Origin of the sequence: Pseudomonas sp. HD6422 (assembly GCF_025377065.1) — a bacterium.
GTDB classification, from domain to species: Bacteria; Pseudomonadota; Gammaproteobacteria; order Pseudomonadales; family Pseudomonadaceae; genus Aquipseudomonas; species Aquipseudomonas putida_U.
In genome coordinates this window covers 16,532-33,534 of the sequence record NZ_JAHWIW010000025.1, presented here as the reverse complement: position 1 = coordinate 33,534, position 17,003 = coordinate 16,532, and the positions used below count along the sequence as shown (strand labels likewise).

General features: G+C 62.7%; 15 protein-coding genes. 3 read left to right on the top strand and 12 right to left on the bottom strand.

Annotation, left to right across the window (positions count from 1 at the left end; all coding sequences use genetic code 11):
- Positions 1–118: 118 nt before the first annotated feature.
- From KY379_RS18390 to KY379_RS18355, 8 genes are all read right to left on the bottom strand, one after another.
- Positions 119–2,077: a DNA topoisomerase III gene (locus KY379_RS18390; protein WP_261241115.1), complete on the bottom strand. Its 1,959-nt coding sequence runs from the start codon at positions 2,075–2,077 to the stop codon at positions 119–121.
- A gap of 189 nt (positions 2,078–2,266) precedes the next feature.
- Positions 2,267–2,701: a GNAT family N-acetyltransferase gene (locus tag KY379_RS18385; protein ID WP_133331916.1), complete on the bottom strand. Its 435-nt coding sequence runs from the start codon at positions 2,699–2,701 to the stop codon at positions 2,267–2,269.
- Entirely contained in the window at positions 2,694–3,860 is a 1,167-nt protein-coding gene (locus KY379_RS18380; protein ID WP_261241116.1) for a cupin domain-containing protein, read from the bottom strand. Before KY379_RS18380 ends, KY379_RS18385 begins: the two co-directional genes overlap by 8 nt.
- Before the next feature lie 81 nt (positions 3,861–3,941).
- Positions 3,942–5,312 carry an adenylosuccinate lyase gene (gene purB, locus KY379_RS18375; RefSeq protein ID WP_133331918.1) on the bottom strand — a complete coding sequence of 457 codons (1,371 nt, stop codon included), beginning with the start codon at positions 5,310–5,312 and terminating at the stop codon, positions 3,942–3,944.
- Between the two features lie 198 nt (positions 5,313–5,510).
- A complete protein-coding gene (hflD, locus tag KY379_RS18370; RefSeq protein ID WP_261241117.1) occupies positions 5,511–6,137 on the bottom strand; it encodes a high frequency lysogenization protein HflD in 627 nt (208 codons plus the stop codon).
- Positions 6,134–7,258 (bottom strand): tRNA 2-thiouridine(34) synthase MnmA, encoded by a 1,125-nt coding sequence (gene mnmA, locus KY379_RS18365; protein WP_133331920.1) that lies wholly within the window; start codon positions 7,256–7,258, stop codon positions 6,134–6,136. The genes hflD and mnmA overlap by 4 nt, the downstream gene beginning before the upstream one ends.
- Positions 7,259–7,317: 59 nt before the next feature.
- The gene (locus KY379_RS18360; protein ID WP_261241118.1) at positions 7,318–7,758 is read right to left on the bottom strand and encodes an NUDIX hydrolase; all 441 of its coding nucleotides are present in this window, start codon (positions 7,756–7,758) and stop codon (positions 7,318–7,320) included.
- A gap of 97 nt (positions 7,759–7,855) precedes the next feature.
- The gene (locus KY379_RS18355) at positions 7,856–10,081 is read right to left on the bottom strand and encodes an NADP-dependent isocitrate dehydrogenase (RefSeq protein WP_261241119.1); all 2,226 of its coding nucleotides are present in this window, start codon (positions 10,079–10,081) and stop codon (positions 7,856–7,858) included.
- A 429-nt stretch (positions 10,082–10,510) separates the two neighbouring features.
- Here KY379_RS18355 and icd point away from each other — a divergent pair, with 429 nt between their 5' ends.
- A complete protein-coding gene (icd, locus tag KY379_RS18350; protein ID WP_133331923.1) occupies positions 10,511–11,767 on the top strand; it encodes an NADP-dependent isocitrate dehydrogenase in 1,257 nt (418 codons plus the stop codon).
- 66 nt (positions 11,768–11,833) lie between these two features.
- Here icd and cspD read toward each other — a convergent pair whose 3' ends face one another.
- The gene (gene cspD / locus KY379_RS18345) at positions 11,834–12,094 is read right to left on the bottom strand and encodes a cold shock domain-containing protein CspD (protein WP_133331924.1); all 261 of its coding nucleotides are present in this window, start codon (positions 12,092–12,094) and stop codon (positions 11,834–11,836) included.
- 230 nt (positions 12,095–12,324) lie between these two features.
- Here cspD and clpS point away from each other — a divergent pair, with 230 nt between their 5' ends.
- Together clpS and clpA are read left to right on the top strand one after the other, a co-directional pair.
- Positions 12,325–12,687: an ATP-dependent Clp protease adapter ClpS gene (gene clpS / locus KY379_RS18340; RefSeq protein WP_013973290.1), complete on the top strand. Its 363-nt coding sequence runs from the start codon at positions 12,325–12,327 to the stop codon at positions 12,685–12,687.
- Between the two features lie 30 nt (positions 12,688–12,717).
- Positions 12,718–14,988 (top strand): ATP-dependent Clp protease ATP-binding subunit ClpA, encoded by a 2,271-nt coding sequence (gene clpA, locus KY379_RS18335; protein ID WP_133331925.1) that lies wholly within the window; start codon positions 12,718–12,720, stop codon positions 14,986–14,988.
- Positions 14,989–15,162: 174 nt separating this feature from the next.
- On the opposite strand, the gene infA is transcribed toward clpA, so the two are convergent.
- From infA to aat, 3 genes are all read right to left on the bottom strand, one after another.
- Positions 15,163–15,381, bottom strand: coding sequence for a translation initiation factor IF-1 (gene infA / locus KY379_RS18330; RefSeq protein WP_002553999.1), 219 nt, complete (start codon positions 15,379–15,381; stop codon positions 15,163–15,165).
- Positions 15,382–15,484: 103 nt separating this feature from the next.
- Complete coding sequence (locus tag KY379_RS18325; protein WP_261241120.1) at positions 15,485–16,192, bottom strand: arginyltransferase; 708 nt, start codon at positions 16,190–16,192, stop codon at positions 15,485–15,487.
- 57 nt (positions 16,193–16,249) lie between these two features.
- Positions 16,250–16,930 carry a leucyl/phenylalanyl-tRNA--protein transferase gene (gene aat / locus KY379_RS18320; RefSeq protein WP_261241121.1) on the bottom strand — a complete coding sequence of 227 codons (681 nt, stop codon included), beginning with the start codon at positions 16,928–16,930 and terminating at the stop codon, positions 16,250–16,252.
- Positions 16,931–17,003 lie beyond the last annotated feature (73 nt).

Below are 17,003 nucleotides of genomic sequence, written 5' to 3'. Positions count from 1 at the left end.
CCGCAGTGAACTGATCCATGGCCAAAGGCTAGATATTTTTGAGCAGTAACCACATTGGCTGTTCTGGCGTTCGTTGGTCCAAACACACAGACATGTACTTGATGATGTCGCGCTGACTCTAGAGAGTCGTCTTGCGCTGCGCCTGTCGAGACTTGCCCGTGGGGGTTTTGCTCCCGCCGCGGGCTACCTTGCCTTTGCCGCCGCGCTTCTTCTTCCACGCAGGCGCCTTGCCCACCGCTGGCCCACTGATGCTCAGGCGTAACCCACTGCAGCGCTGCACCAGCTTGCCCATCCAAGCCGATTGACGGGTAACGAACTCTTCCAGGGTCATCTCACCGCTCTGCACCATGTCCAGCGCCTGTTCCCAGATGGCGGTGGTGCCAGGGTCGGCAATCGCCCGCGGCACCGCGTCGATCAGGCTGAATGCGGCCGGGGTGGCGGACAACGCCTTGCCGTTCTTCACCAGGTAGCCACGGTCGAGCAGGCCTTGAATGATGCTGGCGCGGGTCGCCTCGGTGCCGATGCCAGTAGTGTCCTTGAGCTTCTGCCTCAAGCGCGGATCGTCCACCAGCTTGGCGACGTTCTTCATCGCCTTGATCAGGTCGCCTTCGGTGAATGGCTTGGGTGGTTGCGTCCACATGTCCTTGAGTTGCAGGCCGCGCAGCAGGCAATCATCTCCTTTGCGCAGCGCTGGCAGCACCTGGGCAGGCGCTGCTTCGCGGCCCTTGGCCGGCGTCAGCGCCTCAGGCAGGGCGCGGCGCCAGCCGGGCTCGACGATCTGCTTGCCGACGGCACGCAAGGCATAGCCAGCGCAGCCGAATTCGGCCTGGGTGCGGTCGTATTCGTGATTGGGCAGGAACTGCGCCAGGTAGCGGGCGCGGATCAGGGTGTACACGGCCTTGTACTTGGGCGGCAGGCGCGATGGGTCGCTGGCGGCTGCGGTTGGGATGATGCCATGGTGGGCGCTGACCTTGGCGTCGTTCCAGGCCCGCGACCGACGTTGCGGTTCCAGGTGGGCTTGCAGCGGGGCGAGGCTGGCATCGGCGCGCAGCAGGGCGGCAAGGATGCCCGGGGCCTCGACGTGCTGGCTGAGAGGCAGGTAACCACAGTCACTGCGTGGATAGGTGATCAATTTGTGCGTCTCGTACAGCGCCTGGGCGATGTCGAGGGTTTCCTGGGCGCCAAGGCCGAACTTCTTCGAGCACAGTTCCTGCAAGGTGCCGAGGTCGAAGGGCAGGGGAGCGGCTTCGCGCACGCGCTCGGTGGCCACGTCGAGTACCTTGGCGGTGCCGGCTGTGCCCATGGCGGCGGCTGCCTGTTGCGCCAACTCCTGGTTCAGACACCGCCCTTGGTCATCGCAGGCGTCTTCCGGCGCACGCCACTGGGCATTGAACGTTTGGCCATGGTGCTCCAGTTGCACCTCGATGGCCCAGAACGGCACCGGCACGAAGTCGGCGATGCTGCGGTCACGGTCCACCACCAGACGCAGGGTCGGGGTCTGGACCCGTCCTACCGGCAGTACGCCCTGGTATCCGGACTGGCGGCCGAGCAGGGTGAACAGGCGGCTCATGTTCATGCCGATCAACCAGTCGGCGCGCGAGCGGCCGAGCGCCGAATGGTAGAGACTGAAGGTTTGCTGTCCGGGTAGCAGGCGGCCCAGGGCCTTGCGGATGGAGGCGTCGTCCAGTGCCGAGAGCCACAGGCGCTGGATCGGCCCGCGGTAGCGGCAGTGCTCGACCAGCTCACGGGCGATCATCTCGCCTTCACGATCGGCGTCGGTGGCGATGACCAGTTCGCGGGCTTCACCGAGCAGGCGCTTGACCGCCTTGAACTGGCTGGCAGTCTTGGGCTTGACCTGCATCTTCCACTTCTCCGGGATGATCGGCAGGTCGGCAAGAGTCCAGCGTTTGTAGCGTTCGTCGTAGCTGTCGGGCGGGGCGGTTTCGAGTAGGTGGCCGATGCACCAGGTCACGCATACATCGGTGCCTTGCCAGCAACCGTCAGCCTTGCGGGTGGCGCCGAGGACCTTGGCGATGTCTTTTGCCTGGGAGGGTTTTTCGCAGAGGAACAGCCGCATGGCCAGGAACGCTTCATCGGGGTGATGGGCGATAGGATGCGCAAGTGGGGGCGCGTAGGCAAGTTTTATCTGGATGGATGTACAGTTTATTTCGGTCGGGATGTGTGTGGCAGTCTGGCTTCATTGCCAGCGAATCGGATCCTACAACCCCAGTAGGAGCCCGTTCGCCGGCAATGAGACCCGTGCGGATCAGGCGAATTCTCTGGAATCGCGCACCATGTCTACGTGGGGGATGCCGGCTTCGAGAAACTCCTCGCTCACCACGCGAAAGCCCAGCCGCTCATAGAACGGCGTGGCATGCACTTGGGCACTGAGCATCTGCTGGCGCAGGTCGCGGTTCTGCGCCTCGCGGATCACCGCGTTCATCAGTGCATCACCCACCTTCAGTCCACGCCAGTCGCGCAAGACCGAAACCCGACCGATGGTGCCGTCGGGCAACAAGCGGGCGGTGCCGATCGGGTAGTCGCCTTCCAGTGCCAGAAAGTGCAGGGCGGTCGGGTCCTCGGCATCGAACTCCAGCTCTGGCGGTACATGCTGCTCGGCAACGAATACCGCGCTGCGGATGCGATGGATATCGGCGTGATCCTTGTGCCAGTCGGCGAGGCGAACGCTGATCTTATTCATTGGCAAATCCCAGGCTTCCTTGTTTGACCAGCTGGCAGACCAGCGTCAGGCCGTCTTCGTCTTCCAGCCACTCTACAAGGTTTTCGATGTGCAGTGCGTCGGCTGCGCAAATCAGTTTCAGCAGATCGCGCAGGTGACCTGGCAGCAAACGGCTTTGGCCGCTGGCGAACAGCAGCAGGTTGTCGTCGACTTCCGACCAGGCCATGCGGGCACTCGGATTGCGGATCAGGATGGCACCCTGTTGCAGGCTGTCGATCAGCTCTTCCTCGCTCAGCTCCTCGCCGGCGACCTGTTCGGGGTAGCGCGGTTCGGTCATGAACTGGCCGAACCAGGTCAGCAGCAGGCGCTCGTCGCCCATGTGCTCGGCCAGCAGGGCCTTGAGCCGGTCCAGCGCGTCGTGCTGGATCTGGTGCGGGTCGCTGACCGGCTGGGCATCGGCGTCGCTGTAACGCTCTTCGTCAGGCAGGAACTGGCTGAGGAAGTCGGTGAAGTGGGTCAGCACTTCGGCGGCGCTCGGCGCACGGAAGCCGACCGAATACGTCAGGCAGTCGTCTTCGGCCACACCGTAGTGGGCCAGGCGCGGGGGCAGGTAGAGCATGTCACCTGGTTCCAGGGTCCACTCGCCGCTCTGTTCGAATTCGGCGAGGATGCGCAGGTCGGCGTGCTCCAGCAGAGGGCTGTCGCTGTTGCACATCTGGCCGATCTTCCAGTTGCGCTTGCCGTGGCCCTGCAGCAGGAACACATCGTAGTTGTCGAAGTGCGGACCGACGCTGCCACCTGGTGCGGCGAAGCTGATCATCACGTCGTCGATGCGCCAGCTCGGCAGGAAGCGGAAATGCTCCAGCAGCTCGGCAACTTCCGGTACGAACTGGTCGACAGCCTGCACCAGCAAGGTCCAGTCCTGTTCCGGCAGCTCGGCGAAGGTGTCTTCGGTGAACGGGCCGCGGCGCAGTTCCCATGGGTGCTCGCCATGCTCGAGCACCAGGCGCGACTCGACTTCCTCTTCCAGTGCCAGACCGGCCAGCTCGTCGGGGTCGATCGGGCTGATGAAGTCCGGGAAGGCCTGGCGCACCAGCAGGGGCTTCTTCTGCCAGTAGTCGCGCATGAATTCGCGGGCCGAGATGCCGCCGAGCAACTGCAGTGGAGTATCAGGATTCATGTTCAACCTATTGAAAAGACGTAATTTTCATGCGGGAATAAAAACGCCCGGCTAAGCCGGGCGTTGAGCGCAACGCTCAGCTTAGATGCGTTTGGCCTGGGCCACCGCGTTACCGATGTAGGTGGCGGGGGTCAGTTGCTTGAGCTCGGCCTTGGCTTCGGCAGGCATGTCGAGGCCATCGATGAAGGTCAGCAGCGCCTCGGGCGTGATGCCCTTGCCACGGGTCAGCTCCTTGAGCTTCTCGTAGGGGTTCTCGATGTTGAAGCGGCGCATGACGGTCTGGATCGGCTCGGCAAGGACTTCCCAGCAGGCGTCCAGATCGGCGGCGATGCGGGCTTCGTTGACTTCCAGCTTGCCGATACCCTTGAGGCTGGCTTCGTAGGCGATGACGCTGTGAGCAAAGCCCACGCCCAGGTTGCGCAGCACGGTGGAGTCGGTCAGGTCACGCTGCCAGCGCGAGATCGGCAGCTTGCTGGCCAGGTGCTGGAACAGCGCGTTGGCGATCCCCAGGTTGCCTTCGGAGTTCTCGAAGTCGATCGGGTTGACCTTGTGTGGCATGGTCGAGGAGCCGATTTCGCCGGCGACGGTCTTCTGTTTGAAGTAGCCCAGCGAGATGTAGCCCCAGACGTCGCGGTCGAAGTCGATGAGGATGGTGTTGAAGCGGGCGATGGCGTCGAACAGCTCGGCGATGTAGTCGTGCGGCTCGATCTGGGTGGTGTAGGGGTTGAACACCAGGCCCAGCTCGTCTTCGATGAAGGCGCGGGCATTCTGCTCCCAGTCGATCTGCGAGTAGGCCGAGAGGTGGGCATTGTAGTTGCCCACGGCGCCATTGATCTTGCCCAGCAGCGGCACGGCGGCCACTTGGGCGATCTGCCGCTCCAGGCGGTAGACGACGTTGGCCAGCTCCTTGCCCAGGGTGGTCGGCGAAGCCGGCTGGCCGTGGGTGCGCGAGAGCATCGGCACCTCGGCATGGGCGTGGGCCAGGGCGCGGATGGCGTCGGCGATCTGGCGCATCAGCGGCAGCAGCACTTCGTCACGGCCGGCACGCAGCATCAAGGCGTGGGACAGGTTGTTGATGTCCTCGCTGGTGCAGGCGAAATGGATGAACTCGCTGACCTTGGCCAGCTCAGGCAGCTTGGCGGCCTGCTCCTTGAGGAGGTATTCGATCGCCTTGACGTCGTGGTTGGTGGTGCGCTCGATTTCCTTGACGCGCTCGGCGTGCTCGAGCTTGAAGTCGGTGGCCAGGGTGTCCAGCAGGGCATTGGCTTCGGCGGAGAACGCCGGCACTTCGCCGATCTGCGGGTGGGCGGCCAGACGCTGGAGCCAGCGCACTTCGACCAGGGCGCGGAAACGGATCAGGCCGTATTCGCTGAAAATGGGGCGCAAGGCCTGGGTTTTGCCGGCGTAACGGCCGTCTACAGGGGAAACCGCAGTGAGCGAAGAGAGCTGCATGGGGTGTTCTCGGACAGTCAGGCTTTTGGAAGGGCGCATATCATACATGAAAAATGCGCCCGAGTCGGGTGGCTGACCAAAGGTCGGGCCTATAAAAGCAGGTCGGGCCCTGTCGGAGCGGGTTTACCCGCGAAGGCGGCGGTGCGTCTGGCATCGCATTCGCGGGTAAACCCGCTCTTACAGGGGCTGCGTTGCCTTTCAGGAAGGCGAACGCATCATGTCGTACAGTTCGTTGAGCAGCTTGCGCCGGCTGAACACCAGTTGCCAGCGATGCCCGCCCAGCTGGCGCCACAGGCGTGCAGCACGGATACCGGCGAGCAGCAGGGCGCGGATCTTCGAGGCGTTGCTGGACTGTTGCAGGAAGCGCATGTCGCCGTGTACCTGGATGCGCTGGCGCAAGGTGCTCAGGGTGTCCTGGTACAAGGCGCCGCTGGAAGCGATGACGTTTTCGTGAACCAGGCCGAAATGCTCGGCCTGGGACTGGATCTGCGGCAAGCGGTTGCCAATGGTGTCGAGCAGGTCGCCGCGCTTGTTCAGCTGGCGCTCGAGGCCGAGCATCGACAGCGCATAACGCAGCGGCTCGCGCTGCAGGCTGCTGGGGTCGCGCTCGAGGGCGCCGACCAGGGCGCGATAACCGTCGCGCAGGTTGAGGTCGTCGCCGCCGAACACCTGCAGGGTGTTTTCCGGGTCGCGCACCAGCAGGCTGCCGAGCATGCAGCCGATGTTGGCCTCGCTGGCCTGGCCGGTGCGGGCGATGCGGTCGACCAGCACGGCAGCCTGGAACACGCCGCCCAGGGCAATCAACTGCTCCTGCAGGTTGCTCATGCGCGCGGGCTCCACGGCTCGGCGGTTTCGATCACGCCGCCGCCCAGGCACACCTCGCCGTCATAGAACACCACCGATTGGCCGGGTGTCACGGCGCGCTGCGGCTCATCGAACACGGCGCGATAGCCATTGGCAGTACGCTCCAGGGTGCATTGCTGGTCGCTCTGGCGGTAGCGCACCTTGGCGGTGAGCTGGCGCGGGCTGCTCAGGTCGATCGGGTTGACCCAGAAGATCTCCGAGGCGAGCAGGGCGCGGGAGAACAGCCATGGATGCTCGTTGCCCTGGCCGACCACCAGCACGTTGCGAGTCAGGTCTTTGTGCAGCACGTACCACGGCTCGTCGCCGGCGTCCTTGAGGCCGCCGATGCCAAGGCCTTGGCGCTGGCCGATGGTGTGGTACATCAGGCCGTGGTGGCGGCCGATCACTTCACCTTCGGTCGTCTCGATGTCGCCCGGTTGGGCCGGCAGATACTGCTTGAGGAAGTCGCTGAAGCGGCGCTCGCCGATGAAGCAGATGCCGGTCGAGTCCTTTTTCTTGGCGGTGGCCAGGCCGTGTTTCTCGGCGATGGCGCGCACCTCGGGCTTTTCCAGCTCGCCTACCGGGAACAGCGTGCGGGCGATTTCCTTACCGCCGACAGCGTGCAGGAAATAGCTCTGGTCCTTGTTCGGGTCCAGGCCCTTGAGCAGTTCGGTGAGCTCGCCCGTGTCGCGGCGGCGCACGTAGTGGCCGGTGGCGATCAGGTCGGCGCCCAGGGACAGGGCGTAGTCGAGAAACGCCTTGAACTTGATTTCGCGGTTGCAGAGGATATCGGGGTTGGGCGTACGGCCGGCCTTGTACTCCTCGAGGAAGTGCTCGAACACGTTGTCCCAGTATTCGGCGGCGAAGTTGGCGGTGTGCAGCTTGATGCCGATGCGGTCGCATACGGCCTGGGCGTCGGCCAGGTCTTCACGGGCGGTGCAGTATTCGGTGCCGTCGTCCTCTTCCCAGTTCTTCATGAACAGCCCTTCCACCTGGTAGCCCTGCTCCATGAGCAGGAGGGCGGAGACGGAAGAGTCCACGCCGCCGGACATGCCGACGATGACGCGGGTCTTGGCGGGGTCTTTGAGTGCTGGGCTGGTCATGGTTACCGATGTGTATCAAGGGGGAAAAACGCCGATTCTATCAAACCCACGCCTTCGCGTCAGTCGCGTAGCAGTGCGAGGCTGTGCAGAGGGCCTGCGAGGTAGTCGTCGAGGCAGCGTGGCACCAGTTCGCTGCGCCAGCGGTTGGGGTCGGTCAGCAGTTCCTCGCGGGTCAGCCAGACGGCCCGGACGATATCGGCGTCCAACGCCAGGTCGGCATGGTGGCGAAGGGGCCGCGCAGCGAAGCAGATACGCTGATAGGTCACGCCGTTGCTTGGAGCGGTGTACAGGTAGATGCCGACGACGCCGGTCAGCTCGACCTCCCAGGCGGTTTCCTCGAGGGTTTCGCGCAGGGCGGCTTGAGTCAGGGATTCGTTGGCTTCGAGGTGGCCGGCGGGTTGGTTGAAGACGTGTTGGCCGGTCTTGAACTCCTCGACGAAGAGGAACTTGCCTTCGTCTTCGACGATGGTGGCGACGGTGATGTGGGGTTGCCAGGTCATGTGCTGCTCCTCCAAGGCTGGCATGGTGTCGATTAATTGCCAAAAAGCACAAACCCCGGTGCGTGGCCGGGGTTTGTGCTGTTACATCAAGCGAACCTTACAGTGCGGCGATGGCGCTGTTCAGGGTCTGGCTTGGACGCATCACCTTGACGGTCAGCTCGGCATCCGGGGCGTAGTAGCCACCGATATCGGCCGGCTTGCCCTGGACGGCGTTGAGCTCGGCGACGATGGTCTCCTCGTTCTCGGTCAGGGTCTTGGCCAGTGGGGCGAAGCGTGCCTGCAGGGCAGCGTCGTCGCTCTGGGCAGCCAGGGCCTGGGCCCAGTACAGGGTCAGGTAGAAGTGGCTACCACGGTTGTCGATACCGCCGACCTTGCGCGAAGGCGACTTGTTGGTATCGAGGAACTTGCCGGTCGCCTCGTCCAGGGTGTTGGCCAGGACCTTGGCACGTGGGTTGTCGTAGGTGTTGCCCAGGTGCTCCAGGGAAGCGGCCAGGGCCAGGAATTCACCCAGCGAGTCCCAACGCAGGAAGTTCTCTTCGACCAACTGCTGGACGTGCTTGGGCGCCGAGCCGCCAGCGCCGGTTTCGAACAGGCCACCGCCGTTCATCAGCGGGACGATCGACAGCATCTTGGCGCTGGTGCCCAGTTCCATGATCGGGAACAGGTCGGTCAGGTAGTCACGCAGCACGTTGCCGGTCACCGAGATGGTGTCCTTGCCTTCGCGGATACGGGCCAGGGAGAACTTGATGGCCTCGACCGGTGCCAGGATGCGGATGTCCAGGCCGGAGGTGTCGTGGTCCTTCAGGTACTTCTGCACCTTCTCGATCATCACGCCGTCGTGGGCGCGAGCCGGGTCCAGCCAGAACACCGCAGGGGTGTTGCTCAGGCGGGCACGGTTGACGGCCAGCTTGACCCAATCCTGGATCGGCGCGTCCTTGGTCTGGCACATGCGGAAGATGTCACCGGCTTCGACGTTCTGCTCCAGCAGGACCTTGCCCTTGCTGTCGACCACGCGCACGACGCCGTCGGCCTTGATCTGGAAGGTCTTGTCGTGGGAGCCGTACTCTTCGGCCTTCTGGGCCATCAGGCCAACGTTCGGCACGCTGCCCATGGTGGTCGGGTCGAAGGCGCCATTGGCCTTGCAGTCTTCGATGGTCGCCTGGTAGATGCCGGCGTAGCAGCGGTCCGGGATGATCGCCTTGGCATCTTGCAGCTCGCCAGCGGCGTTCCACATCTTGCCCGAGTCACGGATCATGGCTGGCATCGAGGCGTCGACGATGACGTCGCTCGGTACGTGCAGGTTGGTGATGCCCTTGTCGGAGTTGACCATGGCCAGGGCTGGACGCTGGGCGTACAGGGCTTGGACATCGGCTTCGATCTGGGCCTGCTTGTCGGCTGGCAGGTCCTTGATGCGGGCATACAGGTCGCCGATGCCGTTGTTGGCGTTGAAGCCGACCTGGCTCAGTTCGGCGGCATGCTTGGTCAGCACGTCGTTGTAGAACTCTTCGACGATGACGCCGAACATGATCGGGTCGGAGACCTTCATCATGGTGGCTTTCAGGTGAACCGACAGCAGTACGCCAGCGGCCTTGGCATCGGCGATCTGCTCGGCGATGAAGGCTTTCAGGGCCTTGCGGCTCATGGTGGCGCAGTCGATGACTTCGGCGGCTTTGACGGCGGTCTTTTCTTTCAGTACCGAGGTGCTGCCGTCCTTGCCGACCAGTTCGATGCGCAGGCTGTCGTCAGCCTCGATCAGGGCAGCTTTCTCGCTGCCGTAGAAGTCGCCCTGGGTCATATGGGCAACGTGCGACTTGGAGTCGGCGGCCCAGGCGCCCATCTTGTGCGGGTGCTTGCGAGCGTAGTTCTTGACCGACAGCGGAGCGCGGCGGTCGGAGTTGCCTTCGCGCAGAACCGGGTTCACGGCGCTGCCCTTGATGCGGTCGTAGCGCGCGCGGGATTCTTTTTCCTCGGCGGTGCTCGGCTCGTCGGCGTAGTCAGGGATGTTGAAGCCCTTGCCTTGCAGCTCCTTGATCGCGGCCTTGAGCTGCGGTACCGAGGCGCTGATGTTCGGCAGCTTGATGATGTTGGCTTCAGGGGTGGTAGCCAGCTGGCCCAGTTCCGCCAGGTGATCGCCTACTTGCTTCTCTGCGCCCAGTTGCTCCGGGAAAGCCGCGAGGATACGGCCAGCCAGGGAGATGTCGCGAGTTTCGACGGCGATGTCAGCCGAAGCGGTGAACGCTTCGATGATCGGCAGCAGCGAGTAGGTGGCGAGGGCGGGGGCTTCGTCGGTGAAGGTATAGATGATCTTGGAACGGGTGGGCATGCGGGTTAACTCTCTGTGTGCTGAGCGTGCTCGAGTCTCGAGGTGCGCAGGGTAGGCGCATCGCTCAGGCAGCGCCATAAGCGAAAAGTCGAGAGGCTGCGAGCGGTGATGGTGGATGCATCAGTCGAGCGTCAAGTGCTGGGCTGCGGTAACAGTCCAGGCTGGATGGCCAGGTTTTGCGGCCTTTACCTGGCCGAGGGCGAGCCGCGTTTTTCCAAGGGTTCGCCCCGATGACCCTACGGTCGCGGCGCAGTATATCAAACCAATCGGACTATTCAGCAAGGCTAAGTGATATCGGCCCATTTATAAGACCAAAGACGCATGGGCAATGTGTCCGGTTGTCGCAGGGCTTGCAGGGTGGTGGATGTGGTTTAGGCTGATTGCATCGCATGAAGTCCAACCACGACCCGCAAGCGGAGTAGTGCCACCATGGGATACCAGAAAATCAAGGTTCCGACCGACGGTAGCAAGATCACCGTCAATGCCGACCATTCGCTCAATGTGCCCGACAACCCGATCATCCCCTTCATCGAGGGCGATGGCATCGGCGTGGATGTTTCGCCGGTGATGATCAAGGTCGTCGATGCCGCGGTGCACAAGGCCTATGGCGGCAAGCGCAAGATCGCCTGGATGGAGGTGTACGCCGGGGAAAAGGCCACCCAGGTGTACGACCAGGATACCTGGCTGCCGCAGGAGACCCTCGATGCGGTGCGCGACTATGTGGTCTCGATCAAAGGCCCGCTGACCACGCCGGTCGGCGGCGGCATTCGCTCGCTGAACGTAGCCCTGCGCCAACAACTCGACCTGTACGTATGCCTGCGGCCGGTGCTGTGGTTCCAGGGTGTGCCGAGCCCGGTCAAGAAACCCGGGGATGTCGACATGGTGATCTTCCGGGAGAACTCCGAGGACATCTATGCCGGCATCGAGTGGAAGGCAGGCTCGCCCGAGGCCGACAAGGTGATCAAATTCCTCAAGGAGGAAATGGGCGTCACCAAGATCCGCTTCGACAAGGATTGTGGCATCGGGGTCAAGCCGGTCTCCCGTGAGGGCACCCAGCGCCTGGTGCGCAAAGCCCTGCAATACGTCGTGGACAACGATCGCGAGTCGCTGACCCTGGTGCACAAGGGCAACATCATGAAGTTCACCGAAGGGGCCTTCAAGGACTGGGGTTATGAGGTGGCCCGTGACGAATTCGGCGCCGAGCTGCTCGATGGCGGGCCCTGGATGAAGTTCAAGAACCCGAAAAGCGGCCGCGAGGTGGTGGTCAAGGATGCCATTGCCGATGCCATGCTCCAGCAGATCCTGTTGCGCCCGGCCGAATACGACGTGATCGCCACGCTTAACCTCAATGGTGACTATCTGTCCGACGCCCTGGCAGCGGAAGTCGGGGGGATCGGCATCGCTCCTGGTGCCAACCTGTCCGATACCGTGGCCATGTTTGAGGCTACGCACGGCACAGCGCCGAAGTATGCCGGCCAGGACAAGGTCAACCCAGGGTCGGTGATCCTCTCGGCGGAGATGATGTTGCGGCACATGGGCTGGACCGAGGCGGCGGATCTGATCATCAAGGGCACCAACGGTGCCATTGGCGCCAAGACGGTCACTTATGATTTCGAGCGTTTGATGGACGGCGCGACCCTGGTCGGCAGTTCGGGCTTCGGTGACGCCATGATCAAGCACATGTAGCGAACGACGAACGGCCACCTTGCTAAAGAGGTGGCCGTTTCGATCGTCTACCGGGAAGCTGGCGCGTCAGGCTTCGAGTGGTACGCTCGAATTCTGCGGGGCGCTTGGCTCGCTGACCGGGGCGGTCGCGTTGGTGATTTGCGTGGCGTGCAGCCCTTTGGGGCCCTGGACGATCTCGAAGGTCACGGCCTGGCCGGCCTTGAGCGTCTTGTAACCGTCCATCTGGATAGCCGAATAGTGGGCGAACAGATCATCGGTCTTGCCGTCTTCATTGATGAAACCATAGCCCTTGGCATTGTTGAACCACTTGACTTTGCCGCTTGCCATCCCTATGTCCCTCTGCAAAGGACTCCATCACTGGAGTATCATCCACTTCATCCGCATACGAACCATGCGAAAAATCTGGTTGACTGCGCGGATCTTTATCGACCACGGTGGGTTCTTATTGGTTGTAACACCGTTTTGCCGATAGTCAAGGTCATGCGGCGCCCGCGCCGGCGAGGGCCTTAGCGGTCAACCCACAACCTTAACCTGTCGATCGTGATGAAATTCTTTCCATGCATGCACCTAGCGAGATTCGACTAACATTCAATCAGGATCGCCCGCAATCGAACGAGGACGATGGCTCTGGTCTCGCGGTTCAGGAAGCCAAGCCGATCCTGCAGGCGCCACCGATGTACAAGGTGGTTTTGTTCAACGACGACTACACACCAATGGATTTCGTCGTCGAAGTGCTCGAGACGTTCTTCAATCTGAACCGCGAGCTGGCGACCAAGATCATGCTGACCGTCCATACCGAAGGGCGGGCAGTGTGCGGATTGTTTACCCGTGACATCGCCGAAACCAAGGCCATGCAGGTCAACCAATACGCCAGGGAAAGCCAGCATCCGCTACTCTGTGAAATCGAGAAGGACGGTTAATCGCCGACCACTTGGGTATGAGGTGAAGCTATGTTAAACCGCGAGCTCGAAGTCACCCTCAATCTTGCCTTCAAGGAGGCCCGTTCGAAGCGTCATGAATTCATGACCGTCGAACATCTGCTGTTGGCACTCCTTGACAATGAGGCTGCCGCGACCGTTCTGCGCGCCTGTGGCGCCAATCTCGACAAACTCAAGCACGACCTGCAAGAGTTCATCGATTCCACCACCCCGTTGATTCCGGTCAACGACGAAGACCGCGAGACCCAGCCGACCCTGGGCTTCCAGCGTGTGCTGCAGCGCGCCGTATTCCACGTGCAGAGCTCCGGCAAGCGCGAAGTGACCGGCGCAAACGTACTCGTGGCGATCTTCAGCGAACAGGAAAGCCAGGCCGTGTTCCTGCTCAAGCAGCAGAGCGTGGCCCGCATCGATGTGGTCAACTACATCGCCCATGGCATCTCCAAGGTGCCTGGCCATGGCCCCAATACCGAAGGCGAGCAGGACATGCAGGACGATGAGGGCGGCGAAGCGTCCTCCTCGAGCAACCCGCTGGATGCCTACGCCAGCAATCTCAACGAGCTGGCCCGCGCCGGACGCATCGATCCCCTGGTGGGGCGCGAGCAGGAAGTCGAGCGCGTGGCGCAGATCCTGGCCCGCCGGCGCAAGAACAACCCGCTGCTGGTCGGCGAGGCCGGCGTCGGCAAGACCGCCATCGCCGAAGGCCTGGCCAAGCGTATCGTCGATGGCCAGGTGCCTGACTTGTTGGCGCAGAGCGTGGTGTACTCCCTTGACCTAGGCGCGCTGCTGGCCGGTACCAAATACCGGGGTGATTTCGAGAAGCGCTTCAAGGCGCTGCTCGGCGAGCTGCGCAAGCGTCCGCAGGCCATCCTGTTCATCGATGAGATCCACACCATCATCGGTGCGGGCGCAGCCTCGGGTGGGGTGATGGATGCCTCCAACCTGCTCAAGCCGCTGTTGTCTTCTGGCGACATCCGCTGCATCGGGTCTACCACCTTCCAGGAGTTCCGCGGCATCTTCGAAAAAGATCGCGCTTTGGCGCGGCGCTTCCAGAAGGTCGATGTCACCGAGCCGTCGGTGGAGGACACCGTGGGCATTCTGCGGGGCCTGAAGGGCCGCTTCGAAAGCCATCACAACATCGAGTACAGCGACGAGGCCCTGCGTGCAGCGGCGGAGCTGGCCTCGCGCTACATCAATGACCGCCACATGCCGGACAAGGCCATCGACGTCATCGACGAAGCCGGTGCCTATCAGCGGTTGCAGCCCGAAGCCAATCGGGTCAAGCGCATCGATGTGCCGCAGGTCGAGGATATCGTCGCCAAGATCGCGCGGATTCCGCCCAAGCATGTCACCAGCTCCGACAAGGAATTGCTGCGTAACCTCGAGCGCGACCTGAAACTGACCGTATTCGGCCAGGACGCCGCGATCGACTCGCTGGCCACCGCCATCAAGCTGTCGCGTGCCGGTCTCAAGGCACCGGACAAGCCGGTCGGCTCGTTCCTCTTCGCCGGCCCCACCGGTGTCGGCAAGACCGAAGTCGCCCGGCAGTTGGCCAAGGCGCTGGGGGTCGAGTTGGTGCGCTTCGACATGTCCGAGTACATGGAGCGGCACACTGTATCGCGTCTGATCGGCGCGCCTCCTGGCTATGTCGGCTTCGACCAGGGCGGCTTGCTGACCGAAGCGATCACCAAGCAACCGCACTGCGTATTGCTGCTCGATGAAATCGAGAAGGCCCACCCTGAAGTCTTCAACCTGCTGCTGCAGGTGATGGATCACGGGACCCTGACCGACAACAACGGGCGCAAGGCCGACTTCCGCAACGTGATCCTGATCATGACCACCAACGCCGGCGCCGAAACCGCCGCGCGGGCCTCGATCGGCTTCACTCATCAGGACCATGCGTCCGATGCGATGGAGGTCATTCGCAAGAGCTTCACGCCGGAGTTCCGCAACCGCCTGGACACCATCATCCAGTTTGGCCGCCTGAGCCACGAGACGATCAAGAGCATCGTCGACAAGTTCCTCATCGAGCTTCAGGCGCAGCTGGAAGACAAGCGTGTACTGCTGGAGGTCAGCGACGATGCCCGTGGCTGGTTGGCTGCCAGCGGCTACGACGTGCAGATGGGCGCGCGTCCCATGGCGCGGCTTATCCAGGACAAGATCAAGCGGCCGTTGGCCGAGGAGATCCTGTTCGGCGAGCTGGCCGAGCACGGTGGTGTGGTGCATGTGGATCTGCGCGACGGCGAGCTGGTGTTCGATTTCGAGACCACGGCTGAAGTCGCTTGATGGCTTGGGGCCGCTTTGCGGCCCATTCGCGGGGCAAGCCCGCTCCCACACGCTGAGGACTGCACTGCATCTGTGGGAGCGGGCTTGCCCCGCGAATGGGCTGCAAAGCAGCCCTTGGCAATATGTACGGCACAAAAAAGCCCGGCACATGGCCGGGCTTTTTCATGGCTTGAGTTAGCGCGCGCGGTAGGTGATGCGGCCCTTGCTCAGGTCGTAGGGCGTCAGTTCGACGCGGACCTTGTCGCCAGTGAGAATACGAATGTAGTTCTTGCGCATCTTTCCGGAGATGTGCGCGGTTACGACGTGCCCGTTTTCCAACTCCACGCGGAACATGGTGTTGGGCAGGGTGTCGACGACAGTACCTTCCATTTCGAAGCTGTCTTCTTTCGACATGCAGTAGAGCCCTCGGTATCCAGTGTTGGCCCGACGCATAACCGCACCGGGCAAAAAAGTGGCGTGGATTATGCCCGAAAATTGTGTGTCAAGCCAATGTCTTTCAGTTGAGGCTGACCCAGCGCTGGTTGATCAGTAGCTCTATGGGGCGGTACTGGGTCTTGTAGCTCATTTTCTTGCAGTTCTTGATCCAGTAGCCGAGATACACCGCCTCGAGGTCTTGACGCAGAGCTTCGGTAATCTGCCAGAGGATGGCATAGCGACCTAGGCTGCGGCGCTCTTCGGCGGGCTCGTAGAAGGTGTACACCGCCGACAGGCCGTTGGGCAGCAGGTCGCAGACCGCCACCGCCAGCAGCCGGCCTTCGAGGCGGAATTCGTAGAACCAGCAGAAGGGCAGGTCGCGGACCAGGAAGGTGGAAAACTGGTCGCGGCTGGGCGGATACATGTCGCCGTCGGCGTGGCGGGTCTCGATGTAGCGCCGGTACAGATCGAAGTACTCCTCCTTGAACGCCGGGCGCGCGGCGCTCACGTTAATATCGGCATTGCGCTTGAGGATCCGCCGTTGCTGGCGATTGGGGATGAAGCGCGCGGCGGGGATGCGCGCAGGCACACAGGCATTGCAGTTCTGGCAATGGGGGCGATAGAGATGGTCGCCACTGCGGCGAAAGCCCATTTCCGACAGGTCGGCATATACGTGCACGTCCATCGGCTGGCTGGGATCGAGGAACAGGGTGGTCGCCTGCTCGTCCGGCAGATAGCTGCAGGAGTGGGGCTGAGTGGCATAGAACTTCAGTCGCGCCAGCTCTGTCATGATCTACCCCCCTCGGTGAGACTTTGCTTTAAGTGTAAGCCAGCTGGCAGAACTCGCCTAGCAAACCCATGTGGCGCCGTTGGGTTGGTCGAGGTGCTGACGTAGGTAGTCGGCGAACTGGGCGCGGCTGATGGCGCGGGCGCCGAGGCTGTGCAGGTGGTTGGTGGGCATCTGGCAGTCGATGAGCACGAAGCCGGCATCGCGCAAATGCCCGACCAGCGTCACGAAACCGACTTTCGAGGCGTTGTCGGCGCGGCTGAACATCGACTCACCGAAGAACAGCCGGCCCATTGCCAGGCCATAGAGACCACCCACCAGCTCGCCGTCCTGGCGCACCTCGACGCTGTGGGCGATGCCGCGCTGGTGCAGTTGGCAATAGGCGTCGCGCATGTTGTCGGTGATCCAGGTCCCCTCGGCGTAGTCCCGGGGAGCGGCGCATGCATCGATGACTGCGCGGAAGTCGGTGTCGAAACTGACCTGGTAGCGGCCCTGGCGCATCAGCTTGGCCAGCGAACGAGAGACGTGCAGTTCGTCCGGGAACAGCACGGTGCGTGGATCAGGTGACCACCAGAGGATAGGCTGGCCGTCCTGGTACCAGGGGAAGCAACCATGCCGATAGGCCTGCACCAGTCGCTCGGCACTGAGGTCGCCTCCGGCCGCGAGCAGGCCGTTAGGGTCGTGCAGGGCCTTTTCCAGAGGGGGGAAGGTCAGCGAGTCGCGGGTAAGCCAGGTGAGCATGGTCTATCGTGCGGTGGGGGAGGGGAGTGGGCAGGATGGCGCGTGCGGCTTTTCGGGTCAATGCTGGTCTCGT